Here is a 15,434-nt window from a genome sequence, read left to right on the forward strand (position 1 = left end):
GTCATTTACCGTCACGCAAGTCGTCTCCGAAATGCCGCAGATCGGACCGCTTGCCGAGCAGCAGAAGCTTGTCACCTTCACGCAGCGTGAGCTCGTCACTATCGCAAGACAGATACTGGTTCTCGCGCATGGCACCGAGGGCCCTGAGGTTGTATTTCTCGAGAATTGCGGCGCTGCCGACGACTTTGCCATCGAGCTTCGCCGGAACGTTCAGGTCGACCACGTGATAACCGTTCCCGAGGCTAACATAGTCCCGCACCAAGGGATTGTGGAGCATCTGCGCGATGTGCTGACCGACTTCCTGCTCTGGCAGGATCACACGATCCGCACCCAACTTGGTAAGAATGCGGTGATGCGTGCGATTGAGTGCTTTGACCCAGATCGTCTCGACACCGAGCATCTTGACGTTCATCGTGCAAAGCACATTGGCCTCGAGGTCTTCACCAATCGCAACGACGGCGACGTCGTAATTACCGACTCCCGCCTCACGCAACGCCGCCTCGTCCTTGCCATCGGCGATTATGGCCTCTGTCAGGGTTTCTGCGAGCCTCGTAACATTTCGCCCTTCGATGTCGATCCCCAGGACAGGATTGCCGAAGCGGGCGAGTTCGCTCGCCACAGTGCTTCCAAACGTCCCAAGGCCGATTACGGCGAAGCTACGGGTTTTCAACGGTTCTGCCTTTCGGCTGTTGCGGATAACGGCAGCAAAACGCCATACCACCCCCGAATGCAAGCCTTCGGGCAAGGCCATCTCCCCCTGATGGAAGCCACTTCCGTGGGATAATGGCGAGCCATTGGATGAATGTGATGCGCCAGCAAGGAGGAGATAGCCGTCTCCGAATTCTTGGCGCGGAGAACGACGCCGCCGCCTCAGGAGCGCGCGCGAAATTCCTTTTCGTCAGGCCCGTCCTGCACCCTTTCGCGATGGAAGACATAGATTCCGGATGCCAGGATGATCCCGGTGCCGAGGAACGTGAGCGCGTCGGGAATGTCGCCGAACACCAGAAACCCGAGGACTGTCGCACCAACGATCTCGAGATACTGGAACGGGGCCAGTAGGCTCGCCTCGACGCGAGAGAACGCAAAAGTGATCATCAGGAACGTCACTGTCGACAGCGCCCCGGCGGCGAGCACCGCATAGCCCGTCCAACCGGGCAAGAGAGGCAGGTCCGGAGCGAGCCCGCTGAGATGGCGGAGTATCTCGATAAACAGCAGGAGGCCCGCGGCGCAGAGCGAGGCGCCCAATTGGAAGCTCAGGGGGGATTGCCCGCCACGCGCCTTGCGCAGGACGATCATGTTGAGCGCATAGCACAGGGCGGCCAGCAGCGGCAGCAACGCGACCGGACCGAACACGGCAAAGTTCGGCCGGATCACGATCAGCGCGCCGACGAGCCCGACCCCAACGGCAGCGAAGCGACGCGGGCCCGGAACCTCCCCAAGGAACGGCCCGGCAAGCAAGGTGAGAAGCAGCGGCTCGACGAAGAAGATCGCGATCGCCGTGGCGATGGGCATGACCTCGAAAGCGGTGATGAGCGAATAGAGCACGGTCACGATCAGCCCGGCCGAGATGAGGGACGCCCCCGAGAGGATCGGACCCGCGAGGTGACGACGCATGACCCACGCAACCGGCAGGAAGAACGCGGCCTGTGCCAATGAGCGCAGCAAGGTGACCTCGAAAGGCGCAATGACCGTGGTGAGCGATTTCGAGATCGCGTCCCCCACCGGCAGGAGCGCCATTGCGAGCGCCATAGACGCCATTCCGATACGCTTGTGCTCGAAGGTGGCGGTGCTGGGAGTTGCGGATAATGCCATGATGCCTCCTCGGCGCCGTCCGAGGTATCGGTAGGCGCGCGCGACAGGTCCGGGCGTTCAGGACAAAAACGGGATCGGGGCGAGACGCCATCTCGCCCTTCGATCGTTGGTATTGCCGGGGCCTCGCCCGGTCAACCTTTTCCGGCGCGCCAACCACGCCGACCCGCGATCCGCCAAGACAAAATCGACGAAAGCTTCCCGGCTTTTTTCACGTAACATCTGCCCGTCCAGGGGACGGACTTCTATCAGCATGTCCGAGTTGCTCGTTAGCCCGGGCCGTCACCCGAATAAAATTAGTCCACAGGTTCGTCGCGAGAGATCACCGAGGCCGTTCCCTCGCATAGAAGCGTTTTGCAGGGCAGCCTTCCTTGGCAACCCTCTCCAAACCAGGAAAGACCGAGAGCCTTACGGCGACGAGCGAAAAACGCCCTGAGAACTTCGGTTTCGCCACTACACCACGAAGCCATAACTTTAGCTTATGTCCATAATTATAATTTACAAATTTTTATTTATCACAACGCCTGCTATCACCATCATCTAAGATGTGAATTCACGTGCCCGGGCTCCATTCGAGTAAGCTGCGGCACGTCAGACCTCGACCGGTCTGTTCGATCAACCCCGTGCTCAGCAGGAGGAAGCACAGATGGATGGAAACGAAGTGAACACCGGCGGCAAGTGCCCGGTGATGCATGGCGGAAATACCGAGCTTGGCTCGAACGTGATGAATTGGTGGCCGCAGGCGCTCAACCTCGACATCCTGCACCAGCATGACACCAAGACGGACCCGCTTGGGCGCAGCTTCGACTATGCCGAAGAGGTCGAGAAGCTCGACTATGAGGCGCTGAAAGCCGATCTGCATGCGCTGCTGACCGAAAGCCAGGAGTGGTGGCCGGCTGACTGGGGCCATTACGGCGGGCTGATGATCCGCCTCGCCTGGCACTCGGCGGGCTCCTATCGTCTCGCCGATGGCCGCGGCGGCGCGGGCACCGGCAATATCCGCTTCGCACCGCTCAACTCGTGGCCCGACAATGCGAGCCTCGACAAGGCCCGTCGCCTGCTCTGGCCGCTCAAGAAGAAATACGGCAACCGGCTCAGCTGGGCGGACCTGATCATCCTTGCTGGCACCGTCGCTTATGAAAGCATGGGGCTGAAGACTTTCGGCTTCGGCTTTGGTCGCGAGGACATCTGGCATCCCGAGAAGGACACCTACTGGGGCGCCGAGAAGGAATGGCTCGCGCCGTCGGACGAACGCTACGCCAATGTCGACAAGCCCGACACGATGGAAAACCCGCTCGCCGCCGTGCAAATGGGCCTGATCTACGTGAATCCCGAGGGCGTCAACGGCCAGCCCGACCCGATGAAGACCGCGGCGCAAGTCCGTGAGACCTTCGCGCGCATGGCGATGAATGACGAGGAAACCGCCGCGCTGACGGCGGGCGGTCACACCGTCGGCAAATGCCACGGCAATGGTGACGCGTCGGCCCTCGGCGCGGAGCCGGAAGCGGCCGATGTCGATCAGCAGGGCCTCGGCTGGTTCAACCCGAACCTCAAAGGGCAAGCGAGCAACGCGATCACCGGCGGGCCGGAAGGCGCGTGGACGACGAACCCGCTCGAATTCGACATGGGCTATTTCGAGATGCTCTTCGGTCACGAATGGGAAGTCACCCAGAGCCCCGCTGGCGCGAAACAGTGGAAGCCGGTGGACATCGCCGAAGAAGACATGCCGCGGGACCCGTCGGACCCGACCAAGCGCCGGATGCCGATGATGACCGACGCCGACATGGCGATGAAGGTCGACCCGATCTACAACGAGATCTGCCAGAAATTCATGGCCGACCCGGAGTATTTCAAGGACACCTTCGCCCGCGCCTGGTTCAAGCTGACCCACCGCGACATGGGCCCGAAGGTTCGCTACAAGGGTCCGTGGGTGCCGTCGGAAGATCTGATCTGGCAGGACCCGGTCCCCGCCGGTTCGACCGATTGGGACGTCGAGGCTGTGAAGGAGAAGATCGCGGCGTCGGATCTGTCTGTGGCCGAGCTGGTCTCGACCGCATGGGACAGCGCACGCACCTATCGCGGCTCGGACATGCGGGGCGGCGCCAATGGCGCGCGCATCCGTCTGGCTCCGCAGAAAGACTGGGAAGGCAACGAGCCTGCGCGTCTGCAGAAGGTGCTCTCGGTGCTCGAGCCGATCGCGGCGGAAGCAGGCGCATCGCTGGCGGACGTGATCGTGCTCGCGGGCAATGTCGGCGTCGAGAAGGCGATCAAGGCGGCTGGTCACGACATCGCAGTGCCCTTCGCACCGGGTCGCGGCGACGCGACCGACGAGATGACCGATGCCGACAGCTTCGACGTGCTCGAACCGCTCGCCGACGGCTTCCGCAACTGGCTCAAGCAGGACTACGTCGTCTCGCCCGAGGAGATGCTTCTGGATCGTGCCCAGCTGATGGGGCTGACCGCGCCTGAAATGACCGTCCTGATCGGCGGCATGCGGGCGATCGGCACCAACCATGGCGGCACCAAGCACGGCGTCTTTACCGACCGCGAAGGCCAGCTGACGACCGACTTCTTCGTCAACCTGACCGATATGGGCTATAGCTGGCATCCGGTGGGCGACGGGTCCTACGAGATCCGCGACCGCAAGACCGGCGCGGTGAAATGGACCGCGAGCCGCGTCGATCTGGTCTTCGGCTCGAACGCGATCCTGCGCGCCTATGCCGAGGTCTACGCTCAGGACGACGCAAGCGAGAAGTTCGTGGAAGACTTCGTAGCCGCCTGGACGAAGGTGATGAACGCCGATCGCTTCGATCTCGCCTGATCGCCTGGCTTGAAAAAGTCGCGCCCCTCGCAGGACTGCCTGCGGGGGGCGTCTTCGTTTGGGGACCAGCGAGACTCCGGTCCCAGCTCAGACCGACGCCGGGGGCGACCAGCCCCGGGCAGCGCCCGACCTCCCCCCGGGAGGGCGCCGCCCTCATCACAAATTCGCTCGCGCTGCCCGGGCCGCTCACGCGGCTGATCCGGGCGGGGCACCGTTGCGCCTTACAGCGCCGCCGTCGTCACATAGCGCAGGGCGCGGGCCACCTGTTCGGGCGTGCGCGCGACCGCATTGGCCGCAGCATCGACCTCCTTGAGCGCATGGTCATGCTCGGGCGGCTGAAGCACGATGATCGGTTTGCCGAGCGCCGCCGCATAGCCCGCGTCGAAGGCCGCGTTCCACTGCTTGTATTTCTCGCCGAAACAGACGACGAGCACGTCGCAGCGCTCTATCCCGGTGCGAATCCGGATCGCGTTGAGCGACGCGCCCTTGCGGTCATGCCAGAACTTGTCCTCTTCCGCGCCGAAGATTTCGACCCCGCAATCATCCGAAGCGCCGTGATCGGTGACAGGCCCCGACCATTCGATATCCAACCCCTCGCAGGCCGACTTCACCGCTTCGCGCCAATCGGTATGAATTTCGCCCGCCAGATAGACATTCAGTTTCATCGCATCCTCTTTTCGCTGCCGCGTGGGCCCTGCTTCGAGCCGCTTCGCATTCGGCCGGAATCTTCGGGGATCGGGACCAGCTTGGCAACCTACGCGGTTTTTCGGAATCGCATTGGGGAGGCAGGATATCAGAGCTTTCGGGCTGTTAGACTAACCGGTCCGGCGCGTCTGTTTGGATGCGCCATTTGCATTATTCTCTGCAGATATCTGCGCCATCAAATAGACCAGCCGAGATTGGACCGCGGTAATGACAGCTTTGCTTATCCTCGTGATCCTTGCCACAGGCTGCATTGGATGTATCTTCTGGTTCAAGCGACAGAAGCGCGCTCATCTACTGAATACCGCGCTTCCGGAGCCTCAGCGTGTCATCGTGCAGCAGCAGGTCCCTTTGATCCGGAAACTACCGCCCGACCTACGAGATCGCCTCGAAGGCAAGATCAGTCTGTTGTTGGACCAGGTCGACTTCATCGGCTGCGATGGCTTGGACGTGACCGATGAAATGCGGCTTTCCATCGCCGCCCAGGCCTGTCTGCTCATCGTCAATTCACCGAGCTGGTATGACCACCTTCGCACTATTCTGATCTATCCCGGAGCCTTCAAGTCCCGGCAGGCTCAGCGCAACGGTTATGTTTTGACAGAACGCGAGACGATCCGGACCGGCGAGAGCTGGGCGCGCGGTCCGGTCGTTCTGTCTTGGACGCACGCCCAGAGGGGGGCCTTCAACGATCACGATGGCCATAACGTCGTATTTCATGAATTTGCCCACCAGCTCGACGATCTTTCGGGACGCACTGATGGAATTCCGGCGCTCGAAAAAGACCAAAGCTTTTCTGGCTGGGTGACGGTATTCGCAGAGGCATACAAGCACCATGTTCAGCAAGTGAGCCATGGGCGCCGGACCGTGATCGACGCTTATGGCGCCGAGGGACCGGAAGAGTTTTTCGCCGTTCTGGTCGAGGTATTCTTCGAGCGACCGGTGGAGCTCAAACACGCCGAACCCGCGCTCTACGACCAGCTGACGACATACTTTCGTCTTGATCCCACGACCTGGGCCGATGGCCCGGCGCACATTTATGAAACTCCCCCACCAATCCCGTAGGTTGGAAGGGGCTTGTGGTAGGGCTTTGGGGTCAGGCTGCCGCGAGCGCTTTTTTCGGGTCGAAGAAGGGTCGCTCAACCACGGTGGCGAGGGTCGGACCGGATGGCAGAACCACTTCGACCTTCATGCCGATCTGCGCGTGGCTCACTCCGACCATCGCCAGCGCGATATTGCGCTCCAAGCGAGGCGAGTAGATGGCGGACGTCACCTTGCCGATCTCCTCGCCATTCTGGTTGATCTGCCAGAAGGTCGTGTTCGGCCCCGCCAGAGGCTCCGCGTCGATGACAAGGCCCACTTGCATCCGCGTCACACCCTCGTCGCGGATGGCTCGCAACGCTGCCTTGCCGATGAATTCGGCCTCCATATCGAGATTCACAAGTCGGTCGAGACCGAGCTCGTAAGGATTGGTGTTGATGTCAGCATCAGCATGGTAGGAGAGCATGCCTCCCTCGATGCGCCGAATGGACGAGGTGTGACCCGGCTTCAGCCCGAACTTCACGCCCGTCGCCATGATCCGTTCCCAAAGAGCATCCCCCTTGGAACCGTCGCGGAGATAAAGCTCATAGCCCAGCTCGCTAGACCATCCGGTCCGGGAGACCACCAACGGGATTCCATCGAGTTCCAGCTCACACAGCCAGTAGTATTTGAGGCTGAGGATTTCGTCGCCGAAGAGCGCCTGCATGATCTGGCCAGACTTCGGCCCCTGAAGCTGCAGCGGCGACACGTCGGGTTCGCAGATCTGCACGTCGAGGCCGGAATGCACGGCAACGCCCTGCGCCCAGAGCAGGATGTCGCTATCGGCGAGCGAGATCCAGAAGTGATTTTCGGCCAGCCGCAGCAAGATCGGGTCGTTCAGGATGCCGCCCTGTGCATTGGTAATCAGGATGTATTTGCACTGTCCGACAGCCATCTTGGACAGGTCGCGCGGCGTGAGCATCTGAACGAAGCGCGCCGCATCGGGACCCGTGATCTCGACCTGACGCTCGACGGCCACGTCGCATAGGATGGCATCGTTGACCAGGTTCCAGAAGTTCTGCTCGGGGTCGCCGAAGTCGCGCGGGATATACATATGATTGTAGACGGAAAACCCCTTCGCGCCCCACCGGACGGTGGCGTCGAAATAGGGGGATTTGCGGATCTGGGTGCCGAAGCCGAACTCGTCTGCCTTCATCGTTTTGCGCCTTTGCTGAAGCCCGATCTGTCGATCCGGGACGCGGTGGTAGATGACTCGGATTTAAGCGACGAAATCGGCGCGCAGCGGTCCAAATGACGGGCGTTTTCAGGACCGTTCGGACTGAAATCGCAGCCCGTTTCAGGCCGTTCGGTCGGCCGGAACCGGCCCCGCCATTTTTGCGATGTTCGGGTGGGAGGCTTTGACCACGCGAGTGGCGATGTAGGTCATGTAACGATCGACGCCGAGCTCGGCATCCATCATGTCCTGCATCAGCACCTGGAATGCCGTGAGGCTCCTGCAAACAGCTTTCATCACGTAGTCCATTCCGCCGCCCGTCGCGATGCATTCGGTAATCTCGTCGTGGCGATACAACCACGCTTCGAACCTTTCGAAATCGGCCTTGCGATGATGGGTCAGGGAGACCGTGACGACCACTTGCGTAAAGTCGACGACCCGCTCAAGCGCGATATCGGCGTGATAGCCCCTGATATACCCCGCCGCCTTCAGCCGATCGAGCCGTGCCCAGCAAGGCGTCGCCGAAATATTCACGATTTCGGACAGTCGCGTCTTGCTCAACTGCCCATGGCGCTGAACGGCACTCAGGATACGGATATCGGTGGCGTCGAGGCCCAGCTTCTTCACCGTGTCGTCACTTTCCTTCTCGGGGGTCGAAAGGGAAATTCGGCATCCGTCTCCCTCGGCAAAGAATTTTTAGAATATCTTGGCCAATTGTCAGTCCAGTTTGCGACCCGAACTTTACCAAGGACGACGTCTTTCGGGGCGGTTGATGCCCTGTAGCAGGCCCCGAGGAGCGCCGCCGCAGCGGTTGGTGTCTTTGCGAAGTTTTGGTATGGCCGTTCGGGCGTTCCTCACGCCGCCATGAAAACCTATGATCGCATCCAATTGGACGCGTTTTCACCACCAATATGCATGAAGGTTTTTCCATGGCCATCAAACCGATGTTGCACCCACGCAATCAACACCGGGAGGGGTATGACTTCGAACGGCTGATCGTGCGGTCACCCGAACTGGAGGCCTTCACGACAAGAAATCCCCGCGGCCGGATGACGATCGATTTTTCGGACGTGGACGCGGTCCGCATGCTCAACCAGGCGCTCTTGCTCACGCATTACGATATTGAGTTCTGGGAGATCCCCGCCACTTACCTCTGCCCCCCGATCCCCGGGCGGGTCGACTACATCCATTACCTGGCGGATCTTCTTGCCGAGAGTAATGGCCGAAAGATCCCGCACGGACCCGACATCAAGGCTCTGGACATAGGGACAGGTGCTAGCCTCGTATATCCGCTGATCGGTCAGCATGAATATGGCTGGGATTTCACCGGAGTCGACATCGATCCTGTCTCAATCAAATCGGCGCGCCAGATCTGCAAGCGAAACGGCCTGAGCATAAGGCTCAGGCGCCAGCACAATCCGGAAGATATCTTCAAAGGGGTCATCGAGCCCGATGACATCTTCCACGTCACCCTGTGCAATCCGCCGTTTCACGCGTCACTTGAACAGGCAGACAAGGGCAGCCGGCGGAAGTGGCGGAACCTTGGCAAAGGGCACTCGAAAAAACTCAATTTCGGTGGCCAGAACGCAGAACTTTGGTGCCCCGGTGGCGAGATCGGCTTCATCGCCAGAATGATCGAGCAGAGCATCGATTTCGCCGATCAATGTCTATGGTTTACCTCCCTGGTCTCCAAGAAAGACAACCTGCGGCCACTCTCCAGACTGCTGAGGAATGCGAAGGTTGCCGAATTCAAGGTCGTCGAAATGGGACAGGGGCAGAAGACAAGCCGGTTTGTTGCCTGGACCTATGACCCTGAATCGCAGAAAACCCTCTAAGTGGACCGGGTTCGTCAATAGGGATTGTCTGTATCCTCCGGTCTTTCGTGCGCTTGCCGAGCACTGTGAGAGGCCGCGGCATGTCCGTCTTCTTGTTAATGGCTCCCGATCGCAGCACGGGCCGCGCCTTGCACTGACTTGTGACTGGCGCAGACAATTGCCGTCAGACCAACGACCTGTTTGAGGTCACCTAACGGAAATGAGGCGCGACGAGCTGTTCGCCAGTTTAATTGGACCAAGCATCTTAAATGGACCAAGCATCCGCGCCCTGCGAAAAAGCCCGCCCTCGCAGCTCATCGGAAAAACGAAAGCCGAAGGGGCGCGGCTTGGACACGCTTTCGCGAGATTTCTTTCCCGTCCTCGTCGCCACCACACCTTCATCTAACGCGCCTAGCCGCGGGACAGGCTCCGTGCCGAGCGTCTTGGAAAGTCGCTTCGACAACGCGCCGCTCGGCGATCCGACCTCGTTTAGCAGTGGAAAGAACAGGACATGTTTTCAGGACTGATGGCAGCCATCGCGGGCTTCATAACCCATGCAATCAGCTCCATGGGCTATGCCGGGATTGCTGCTTTGATGGCGATTGAATCCGCCTGCATCCCACTCCCATCTGAAGTGATCATGCCCTTCTCGGGCTATCTCGCGTCCACCGGTCAGTTCTCGCTGCTCCTTGTCGCCACCGTCGGTGCGATCGGCTGCAATATCGGCTCGACGATCGCCTATCTCGCCGGTGCCTATGGCGGTCGCAAGGCCGTGGAACGCTGGGGGCGATACATCTTGCTTAGCCCCTCGGATCTGGACCGGGCCGATCGATGGTTCTCCCGTTTCGGCAGCGCCGCCGTCTTTATCTCGAGGCTCTTGCCGCTGGTGCGAACCTTCATCTCCCTCCCCGCCGGCATCGCACGGATGCCGTTCTGGAAGTTCCAGATCTACACCTTCATGGGCTCGTGGCCCTGGTGCCTCGTCCTTGCCTATGTCGGCCTCAAACTCGGCGAAGAGTGGGACAAAAGCCCGGCCCTGCGCAACACGATGCACGCCCTCAACGGTGTGGTGCTGGTTGCGATCCTGGTAGGCCTCGGCTTCTACGTCCGGCGCTTCTTGAAAAGTCGGAAGGCCTAACTGCGGGCGAGAGCGCGCCTTGGCGATGATCCCGCCCTCACCGAGGTAGGCCTGTTCGACATCGGCGGGGTAGCCCACGATGGTGATCTTGATGTCGCTGGCCTCGGCCACGGCGCCGGGACTGTCACACCATGTCGCCCCCTTCGCGACGAGGGCATCGCCCTTGGCGCGGGTGCGGTTGTAGATGTTGAGCGGATGCCCGGCGGCGAAGATATGCCCCGCCATGTGCTGGCCCATGATACTGAGTCCGATGAAGCCGAAGCTGAGTTTCTCTTCTATGAACCTCCCCCACCAATCTCGTAGGTTGGAAGGGGTTTCGGATCAGGCGGCTGCCTGATCCCCGACCGTCCCGGCCGGGTTGATCGTTTCCGCGTTCTGGCGACGTCGGCTCTCCACGAGCCCCCACCGCAGCAAAACGAGGGCCGCGGCCTCGTCTCGCCCGAGACGACAGCCGCAGTCGCAATCATGGTGGCGCTCCGCGAGCGTCTTCTTGCGCACCGCGCCGCAGTCCGGGCAGCGCTGTGACGGCTTCAGCTCTCGCGTCTTCGCCTCGAGGAACTCCGCACCAGCTTCTTCCGCTTTGTATCGGAGCATGTTCAAAAACCGGCCGGAGCCGTGTCCAGGATCGATCGGTTCAGGCCCGCCTTCTGGGCCACATTCCGGCCCGGCGCCTCCGCGGTGCCCCGGGCCGAGCCGGTCATGTTGCGCACCGTCAGCGCCTCGGTCGCGATCAGACGGTGCCGCCCGACGATCCGCGCGCTCGTCTTGTGCAGGAAGTCCTTCCGTCGCGCAGCGATCTTCGCATGACGACGCGCCAGAGCGCGGCGATGCTTCCGCAGCGCCCGTTGGGAGATCTTTCGCGCCCGGGCCGCGGCCGAGAGCCGGCGCTGCTCAGCCTTGAGGTCCTCGGCCTCGAGACCCCAGTGGCGCGGGTTCGGCAGTTCCTCGAAGGCGCCGTCTTCATGTGCGAGCGTGGCAAAAGTCGAGACGCCCCAGTCGAGCCCCACCGCCTGCCCCTCGGCCGGCGCGCGCTCGGCGCAGCCGGTCTCGACGACGACGTTGAGCCTCCAGCCGCGGATTGTCCGGGTCACATCGGCCTTGAGCACGCGGCCCGGCGTGCGCGCGATGCCCCGCATCCGCATCCGCCCGATGCCAAACAGCGTGGCATGGCCATGCCGGCCCCCGTCGCGCATCTCGACCCTGAAGCCGTTGCCGTGCTCCTTGTAGCCCCAGCCACGGAAGCGCTCGGCGCTCTTGAAGCGCGGGAAGCCCGGCGTTTCCCCCGCGCGCAAGCGGCGAAAGAAAGCCTGGAAGGCGAGATCCAGACGCTTCAGAACGACCTGGGCCTCATGCGTGTGGACGAGCCCGCACCAGCCCTCGAGACCGAGGCGGATCTCCTTCAACGCCTTTTCCTGGTCGGAGCGCGAGACCCGGGTTTGGCTATGCCGCCAGGCACCGATCCGCTCCTCGAGCGCGGCGTTCCACAGGTCTTTCAGCATCAGGTGCTTGCGCGCCAGCGCCGCCGCCTGGGCGGGCGAGGGGTAAAGCTTGAAGGAGAGGGATCGAGTTGCGGTCATGGTCCTTTTATTATATTGGTTCCGACATGTCGGATCAATCCTATAGTCGCACAAACAATTGCGTTTTTAGTCTCCACTACCATATGGTTCTAGTGACGCAGCAGCGCCGCGCAGTGCTGACATCCGAAATGCTGCGGGCGGCCGAGGTCGCGATCCGGGAGCGCTGCGATGTTCGCGGCGGCGCGCTGGAGGAGTTCGGCGCGGAAGCCGATCACATCCATATCCTGTTCTCGCTGCCGCCCGCCGAGGCGGTCGCCGATTTTGCGAATGCGGTGAAGACCACCACCTCGCGGCGTCTCCGGAGGGACTTCCCGAGCCTGAAACGCCTTGGCGGCGCTCTCTGGTCTCCGAGCTACTTCGTGAGCAGCTGTGGCAGCGCCCCGCTGGAAACGATCAAGGAATATGTCCGCTCGCAGGAGCGAGATGACTGACCTCACCACCCCGAAGGGCTCCCCCACCAATCCCGCAGGTGGGAAGGGGCTTGTGGTGAGGTCTTTTGGTCAGATCGGATGGACCGGGACCAGGTCGTCTGGCGATCAGCAAAAAACAGAGCAAAGAATTCCGACCTTCACGCTGGCAAGGCAAGATAAATGCGTGCGAAATTCCATCTGGTGCGTATCGAAGGCATGTGGTTCCTGCCATCATAGCAGCGGACCTCACGACCAAGGATCGCATGATGACAGCGCCACAAATCACCTTGTTTGCGATTCTGGCCGGAACCCTCTCGCTGTTTCTGTGGGGGAGGCTTCGCCACGACCTGGTTGCCTTGGCTTCGCTGATGGCCTGCGTCTTGACCGGGTTGGTTCCGGGCGATGCGGCGTTTGCGGGATTTGGCCATCCTGCCGTGATCACGGTGGCCTGCGTTCTGATACTAAGTCAGGGATTACAAAATACCGGGGCGGTAGACTGGCTGGCGGGGGCAATTCTACCTTCCGAGGCAAAGCGTCTGACCAGCATGACGGCGCTCATAGCCCTTTCGGCTGTTCTTTCTGGCTTCATGAACAACGTCGGAGCGCTGGCGCTTCTCATGCCGGTCGCGATCCGGCTCGCCGGGCGGCTGGACCTGACACCTGGGCAGATGCTGATGCCTCTGGCCTTCGGCACGATCCTCGGCGGCATGACGACATTGGTCGGCACACCGCCTAACCTGATCGTCTCGGGCTTTCGCGCCGAAGCCGGATCGGGGCAGTTCGGTATGTTCGACTATGCCCCCGTAGGTGTGGGGGTCGCCGTCGTCGGCGTGGCGTTCATCGCGCTTCTGGGATGGCGCATCGTGCCTGCCCGCAAACCGATGAGCACGGCAGGTTTCGACACCGGCAGCTATCTGACCGAGGTTCGGGTGCCCGATAAAAGTAAGGCCGTGGGGCTGACCCTGCGCAAGTTCGAACGCGGGATTGAAAAAAGCGGTGCGCAGATCATCGGGCTAATCCGCAACGACGTGCGGATGACCGCGCCACATGGCGGACGGCGCATACAGGCGGACGACGTTCTGATCCTGGAGGCCGAAGCTCAAGAGCTGGGCGAAGTGTTGTCGGCCTTCGGCATCACGCTGGAAGAGGAGGAGAGCGGGTCGGCGCGAGCGGAAAGGAAAGCCGGAGAGACGACGCCACAGACCGAAAACGACGAAGCCGAGAGCAACACGTTCGCCGAGGACACCGCTGCAGCGACGAAGCCTTCGGACCGCGACGAGGATATCGTGTTGCGCGAATTCGCGGTGCTTCCGGGCTCCACAATCGTCGGGCAGTCCGCGACAGACCTGCGGCTGCGGACGCGCTACGGCCTCAATCTTCTGGCCGTCTCACGGGAAGGCCGCCCCCCGCGGACGCGGCTGCGGACGCTGAAGCTGAAGCCCGGCGATCTGCTGATGATGCAGGGGCCCGCCGAGATCATGGCCGATTTCATGAACGAGACCGGCTGCGCGCCTCTGGGAGAGCGGGAATTGCATCTTCCCAACGCGCGAATGGCGATCATCGCCAGCGCGCTCTTGCTTGGCTCTATCGGCATTGCCACCTTCGGCCTGCTGCCAGCATCCGTGGCCTTTACGTTGGGGGTGCTGGGCTCGATGCTCCTGCGAACCGTGCCGCCCGGGCAGGTCTACAAAGCCATCGACTGGCCAGTCATCGTCCTGCTGGGATCGCTTATCCCGGTGGCTGGCGCGATGCAGACCACTGGCGCGGCAGATGTTCTGGCGCGTTTTCTGGTCGAGACGATCGCACGCGGGAACGCCATCGCTGCTCTGGCGGCAATTCTGATCACCACGATGTTCCTATCCGACTTGATGAACAATGCGGCCACGGCAGCGGTGCTGAGCCCAGTTGCCCTGGGCATCGCCGCTTCGCTCGACGTGAACCCCGACAGTTTCCTGATGGCGGTGGCGATCGGGGCGTCTTGTGCTTTCCTCACGCCGATCGGGCATCAGAACAACACGCTCATCCTCGGCTCGGGCGGTTTTCGCTTCGGCGACTACTGGAAGCTTGGACTGCCGCTCGAGATGATCGTCGTGGCCGTAAGCTTGCCGCTGCTACTGATCGTCTGGCCACTTTAGACGCTCGCGAGGGCACGTGCCGACCAGCAGCCGTTTATTGGATACTAGAAAGCGAGCCCCTACTTCGCGGCAAGTCTTCAAAGCCATCCCCAATGGCCGCAGCCAGGTTCCAAGCCACACGGACCGGGCTCCGATCGCGGATCATCTCGCGGATTAGCGCCGATCTCGACACGACTGCCGCATTTGTTGCCGAGCGCCCCGTGACGTCCCATACCGACCCCGCCGTTTTGACCGTGACTGACGCGACACGCACCGAGAATAGATAAATATTAAATTCGCAAGGGAACCTCTCATGTGCGACAGCGTTAGCCAACGTATTCTGTATGCCAGATGCTCTTCCGCTATGGCGTGTTGTCCTTGTGTCTTGGCAAAGCGCACCTCTTCCTCAGGCACCAAGGTGAAGCGATGCGCAATGACGCAATCAAGGTGCTCGTCGTCGAGGACGAGGCCATCATAAGGATGGATCTCGTTCTCGGGCTCGAAGAACTGGGCTACGATGTGATCGAGGCGAACTCCGCTGATGCTGCACTCAACCTGCTAGAAGCACGGCATGAAATTGACCTGCTAATTACCGATATCGATATGCCAGGCAAAATGGACGGAGTGGGACTCGCGCATGAGGTGCGGCGCAGATTTTCCGCGTGCCAGATCATCATCATGTCGGGGCATTCAGCGCACGAAACATTAGACCTGCCCAAGCGCAGTGCTTTTGTGTCAAAACCGATCAGCCCCGGCGAACTCGCCGCGGCCGTCACCTGACGAAAGACTCTCAATATC

General features: G+C 61.4%; 14 protein-coding genes. 7 read left to right on the forward strand and 7 right to left on the reverse strand.

Going from position 1 to position 15,434, the window contains the following annotated elements:
• Position 1: 1 nt before the first annotated feature.
• A complete protein-coding gene (locus B6V75_RS07895; RefSeq protein WP_240496939.1) occupies positions 2–697 on the reverse strand; it encodes a TrkA family potassium uptake protein in 696 nt (231 codons plus the stop codon).
• Between the two features lie 173 nt (positions 698–870).
• Entirely contained in the window at positions 871–1,812 is a 942-nt protein-coding gene (locus B6V75_RS07900) for a DMT family transporter (RefSeq protein ID WP_240496926.1), read from the reverse strand.
• Between the two features lie 643 nt (positions 1,813–2,455).
• On the opposite strand from B6V75_RS07900, the gene katG reads away from it, so the two are divergent.
• Positions 2,456–4,630 (forward strand): catalase/peroxidase HPI, encoded by a 2,175-nt coding sequence (gene katG / locus B6V75_RS07905; RefSeq protein ID WP_088719254.1) that lies wholly within the window; start codon positions 2,456–2,458, stop codon positions 4,628–4,630.
• Between the two features lie 221 nt (positions 4,631–4,851).
• Here the strand turns inward: katG and B6V75_RS07910 are convergent, their stop codons facing one another.
• Positions 4,852–5,295, reverse strand: a complete 444-nt coding sequence (locus B6V75_RS07910) for a YtoQ family protein (RefSeq protein ID WP_078604465.1) — start codon at positions 5,293–5,295, stop codon at positions 4,852–4,854.
• Positions 5,296–5,542: 247 nt separating this feature from the next.
• Between B6V75_RS07910 and B6V75_RS07915 the strand changes: the two genes are divergently transcribed.
• Positions 5,543–6,394 (forward strand): M90 family metallopeptidase, encoded by an 852-nt coding sequence (locus B6V75_RS07915; RefSeq protein WP_088719255.1) that lies wholly within the window; start codon positions 5,543–5,545, stop codon positions 6,392–6,394.
• Between the two features lie 31 nt (positions 6,395–6,425).
• Here B6V75_RS07915 and B6V75_RS07920 read toward each other — a convergent pair whose 3' ends face one another.
• Together B6V75_RS07920 and B6V75_RS07925 are read right to left on the reverse strand one after the other, a co-directional pair.
• Entirely contained in the window at positions 6,426–7,565 is a 1,140-nt protein-coding gene (locus tag B6V75_RS07920; RefSeq protein WP_088719256.1) for a glycine cleavage T C-terminal barrel domain-containing protein, read from the reverse strand.
• Positions 7,566–7,706: 141 nt separating this feature from the next.
• Positions 7,707–8,210 (reverse strand): Lrp/AsnC family transcriptional regulator, encoded by a 504-nt coding sequence (locus tag B6V75_RS07925; RefSeq protein WP_088719257.1) that lies wholly within the window; start codon positions 8,208–8,210, stop codon positions 7,707–7,709.
• Positions 8,211–8,512: 302 nt separating this feature from the next.
• Between B6V75_RS07925 and rlmF the strand changes: the two genes are divergently transcribed.
• Positions 8,513–9,418 carry a 23S rRNA (adenine(1618)-N(6))-methyltransferase RlmF gene (gene rlmF / locus B6V75_RS07930; RefSeq protein WP_088719258.1) on the forward strand — a complete coding sequence of 302 codons (906 nt, stop codon included), beginning with the start codon at positions 8,513–8,515 and terminating at the stop codon, positions 9,416–9,418.
• 490 nt (positions 9,419–9,908) lie between these two features.
• Positions 9,909–10,535, forward strand: a complete 627-nt coding sequence (locus tag B6V75_RS07935) for a DedA family protein (RefSeq protein WP_075777142.1) — start codon at positions 9,909–9,911, stop codon at positions 10,533–10,535.
• A 321-nt stretch (positions 10,536–10,856) separates the two neighbouring features.
• On the opposite strand, the gene B6V75_RS07945 is transcribed toward B6V75_RS07935, so the two are convergent.
• The gene (locus B6V75_RS07945) at positions 10,857–11,129 is read right to left on the reverse strand and encodes a zinc ribbon domain-containing protein (RefSeq protein WP_088719259.1); all 273 of its coding nucleotides are present in this window, start codon (positions 11,127–11,129) and stop codon (positions 10,857–10,859) included.
• A gap of 2 nt (positions 11,130–11,131) precedes the next feature.
• Positions 11,132–12,112, reverse strand: a complete 981-nt coding sequence (locus B6V75_RS07950; RefSeq protein WP_088719260.1) for an RNA-guided endonuclease TnpB family protein — start codon at positions 12,110–12,112, stop codon at positions 11,132–11,134.
• Between the two features lie 26 nt (positions 12,113–12,138).
• Here B6V75_RS07950 and tnpA point away from each other — a divergent pair, with 26 nt between their 5' ends.
• The 3 genes from tnpA to B6V75_RS07965 all read left to right on the forward strand — a co-directional run bounded on the left by tnpA (position 12,139) and on the right by B6V75_RS07965 (position 15,416).
• Complete coding sequence (gene tnpA / locus B6V75_RS07955) at positions 12,139–12,543, forward strand: IS200/IS605 family transposase (protein ID WP_088719261.1); 405 nt, start codon at positions 12,139–12,141, stop codon at positions 12,541–12,543.
• 65 nt (positions 12,544–12,608) lie between these two features.
• Positions 12,609–14,657, forward strand: coding sequence for an SLC13 family permease (locus B6V75_RS07960; protein WP_240496928.1), 2,049 nt, complete (start codon positions 12,609–12,611; stop codon positions 14,655–14,657).
• A 330-nt stretch (positions 14,658–14,987) separates the two neighbouring features.
• Entirely contained in the window at positions 14,988–15,416 is a 429-nt protein-coding gene (locus tag B6V75_RS07965) for a response regulator (RefSeq protein WP_206198471.1), read from the forward strand.
• Positions 15,417–15,434 lie beyond the last annotated feature (18 nt).

The sequence above is a fragment of the Thioclava sp. F1Mire-8 genome (assembly GCF_002213165.1).
GTDB classification, from domain to species: domain Bacteria; phylum Pseudomonadota; class Alphaproteobacteria; order Rhodobacterales; family Rhodobacteraceae; genus Thioclava; species Thioclava nitratireducens.

What these genes read in the sequence shown, in the direction of transcription:
- B6V75_RS07900 (WP_240496926.1), bottom strand. Translation starts at nt 1,812, where the DNA reads ATGGCATTATCCGCAACTCCCAGCACCGCCACCTTCGAGCACAAGCGT.
- katG (WP_088719254.1), top strand. Translation starts at nt 2,456, where the DNA reads ATGGATGGAAACGAAGTGAACACCGGCGGCAAGTGCCCGGTGATGCAT.
- B6V75_RS07910 (WP_078604465.1), bottom strand. Translation starts at nt 5,295, where the DNA reads ATGAAACTGAATGTCTATCTGGCGGGCGAAATTCATACCGATTGGCGC.
- B6V75_RS07915 (WP_088719255.1), top strand. Translation starts at nt 5,543, where the DNA reads ATGACAGCTTTGCTTATCCTCGTGATCCTTGCCACAGGCTGCATTGGA.
- B6V75_RS07920 (WP_088719256.1), bottom strand. Translation starts at nt 7,565, where the DNA reads ATGAAGGCAGACGAGTTCGGCTTCGGCACCCAGATCCGCAAATCCCCC.
- rlmF (WP_088719258.1), top strand. Translation starts at nt 8,513, where the DNA reads ATGGCCATCAAACCGATGTTGCACCCACGCAATCAACACCGGGAGGGG.
- B6V75_RS07935 (WP_075777142.1), top strand. Translation starts at nt 9,909, where the DNA reads ATGTTTTCAGGACTGATGGCAGCCATCGCGGGCTTCATAACCCATGCA.
- B6V75_RS07945 (WP_088719259.1), bottom strand. Translation starts at nt 11,129, where the DNA reads ATGCTCCGATACAAAGCGGAAGAAGCTGGTGCGGAGTTCCTCGAGGCG.
- B6V75_RS07950 (WP_088719260.1), bottom strand. Translation starts at nt 12,112, where the DNA reads ATGACCGCAACTCGATCCCTCTCCTTCAAGCTTTACCCCTCGCCCGCC.
- tnpA (WP_088719261.1), top strand. Translation starts at nt 12,139, where the DNA reads ATGTCGGATCAATCCTATAGTCGCACAAACAATTGCGTTTTTAGTCTC.
- B6V75_RS07965 (WP_206198471.1), top strand. Translation starts at nt 14,988, where the DNA reads ATGCTCTTCCGCTATGGCGTGTTGTCCTTGTGTCTTGGCAAAGCGCAC.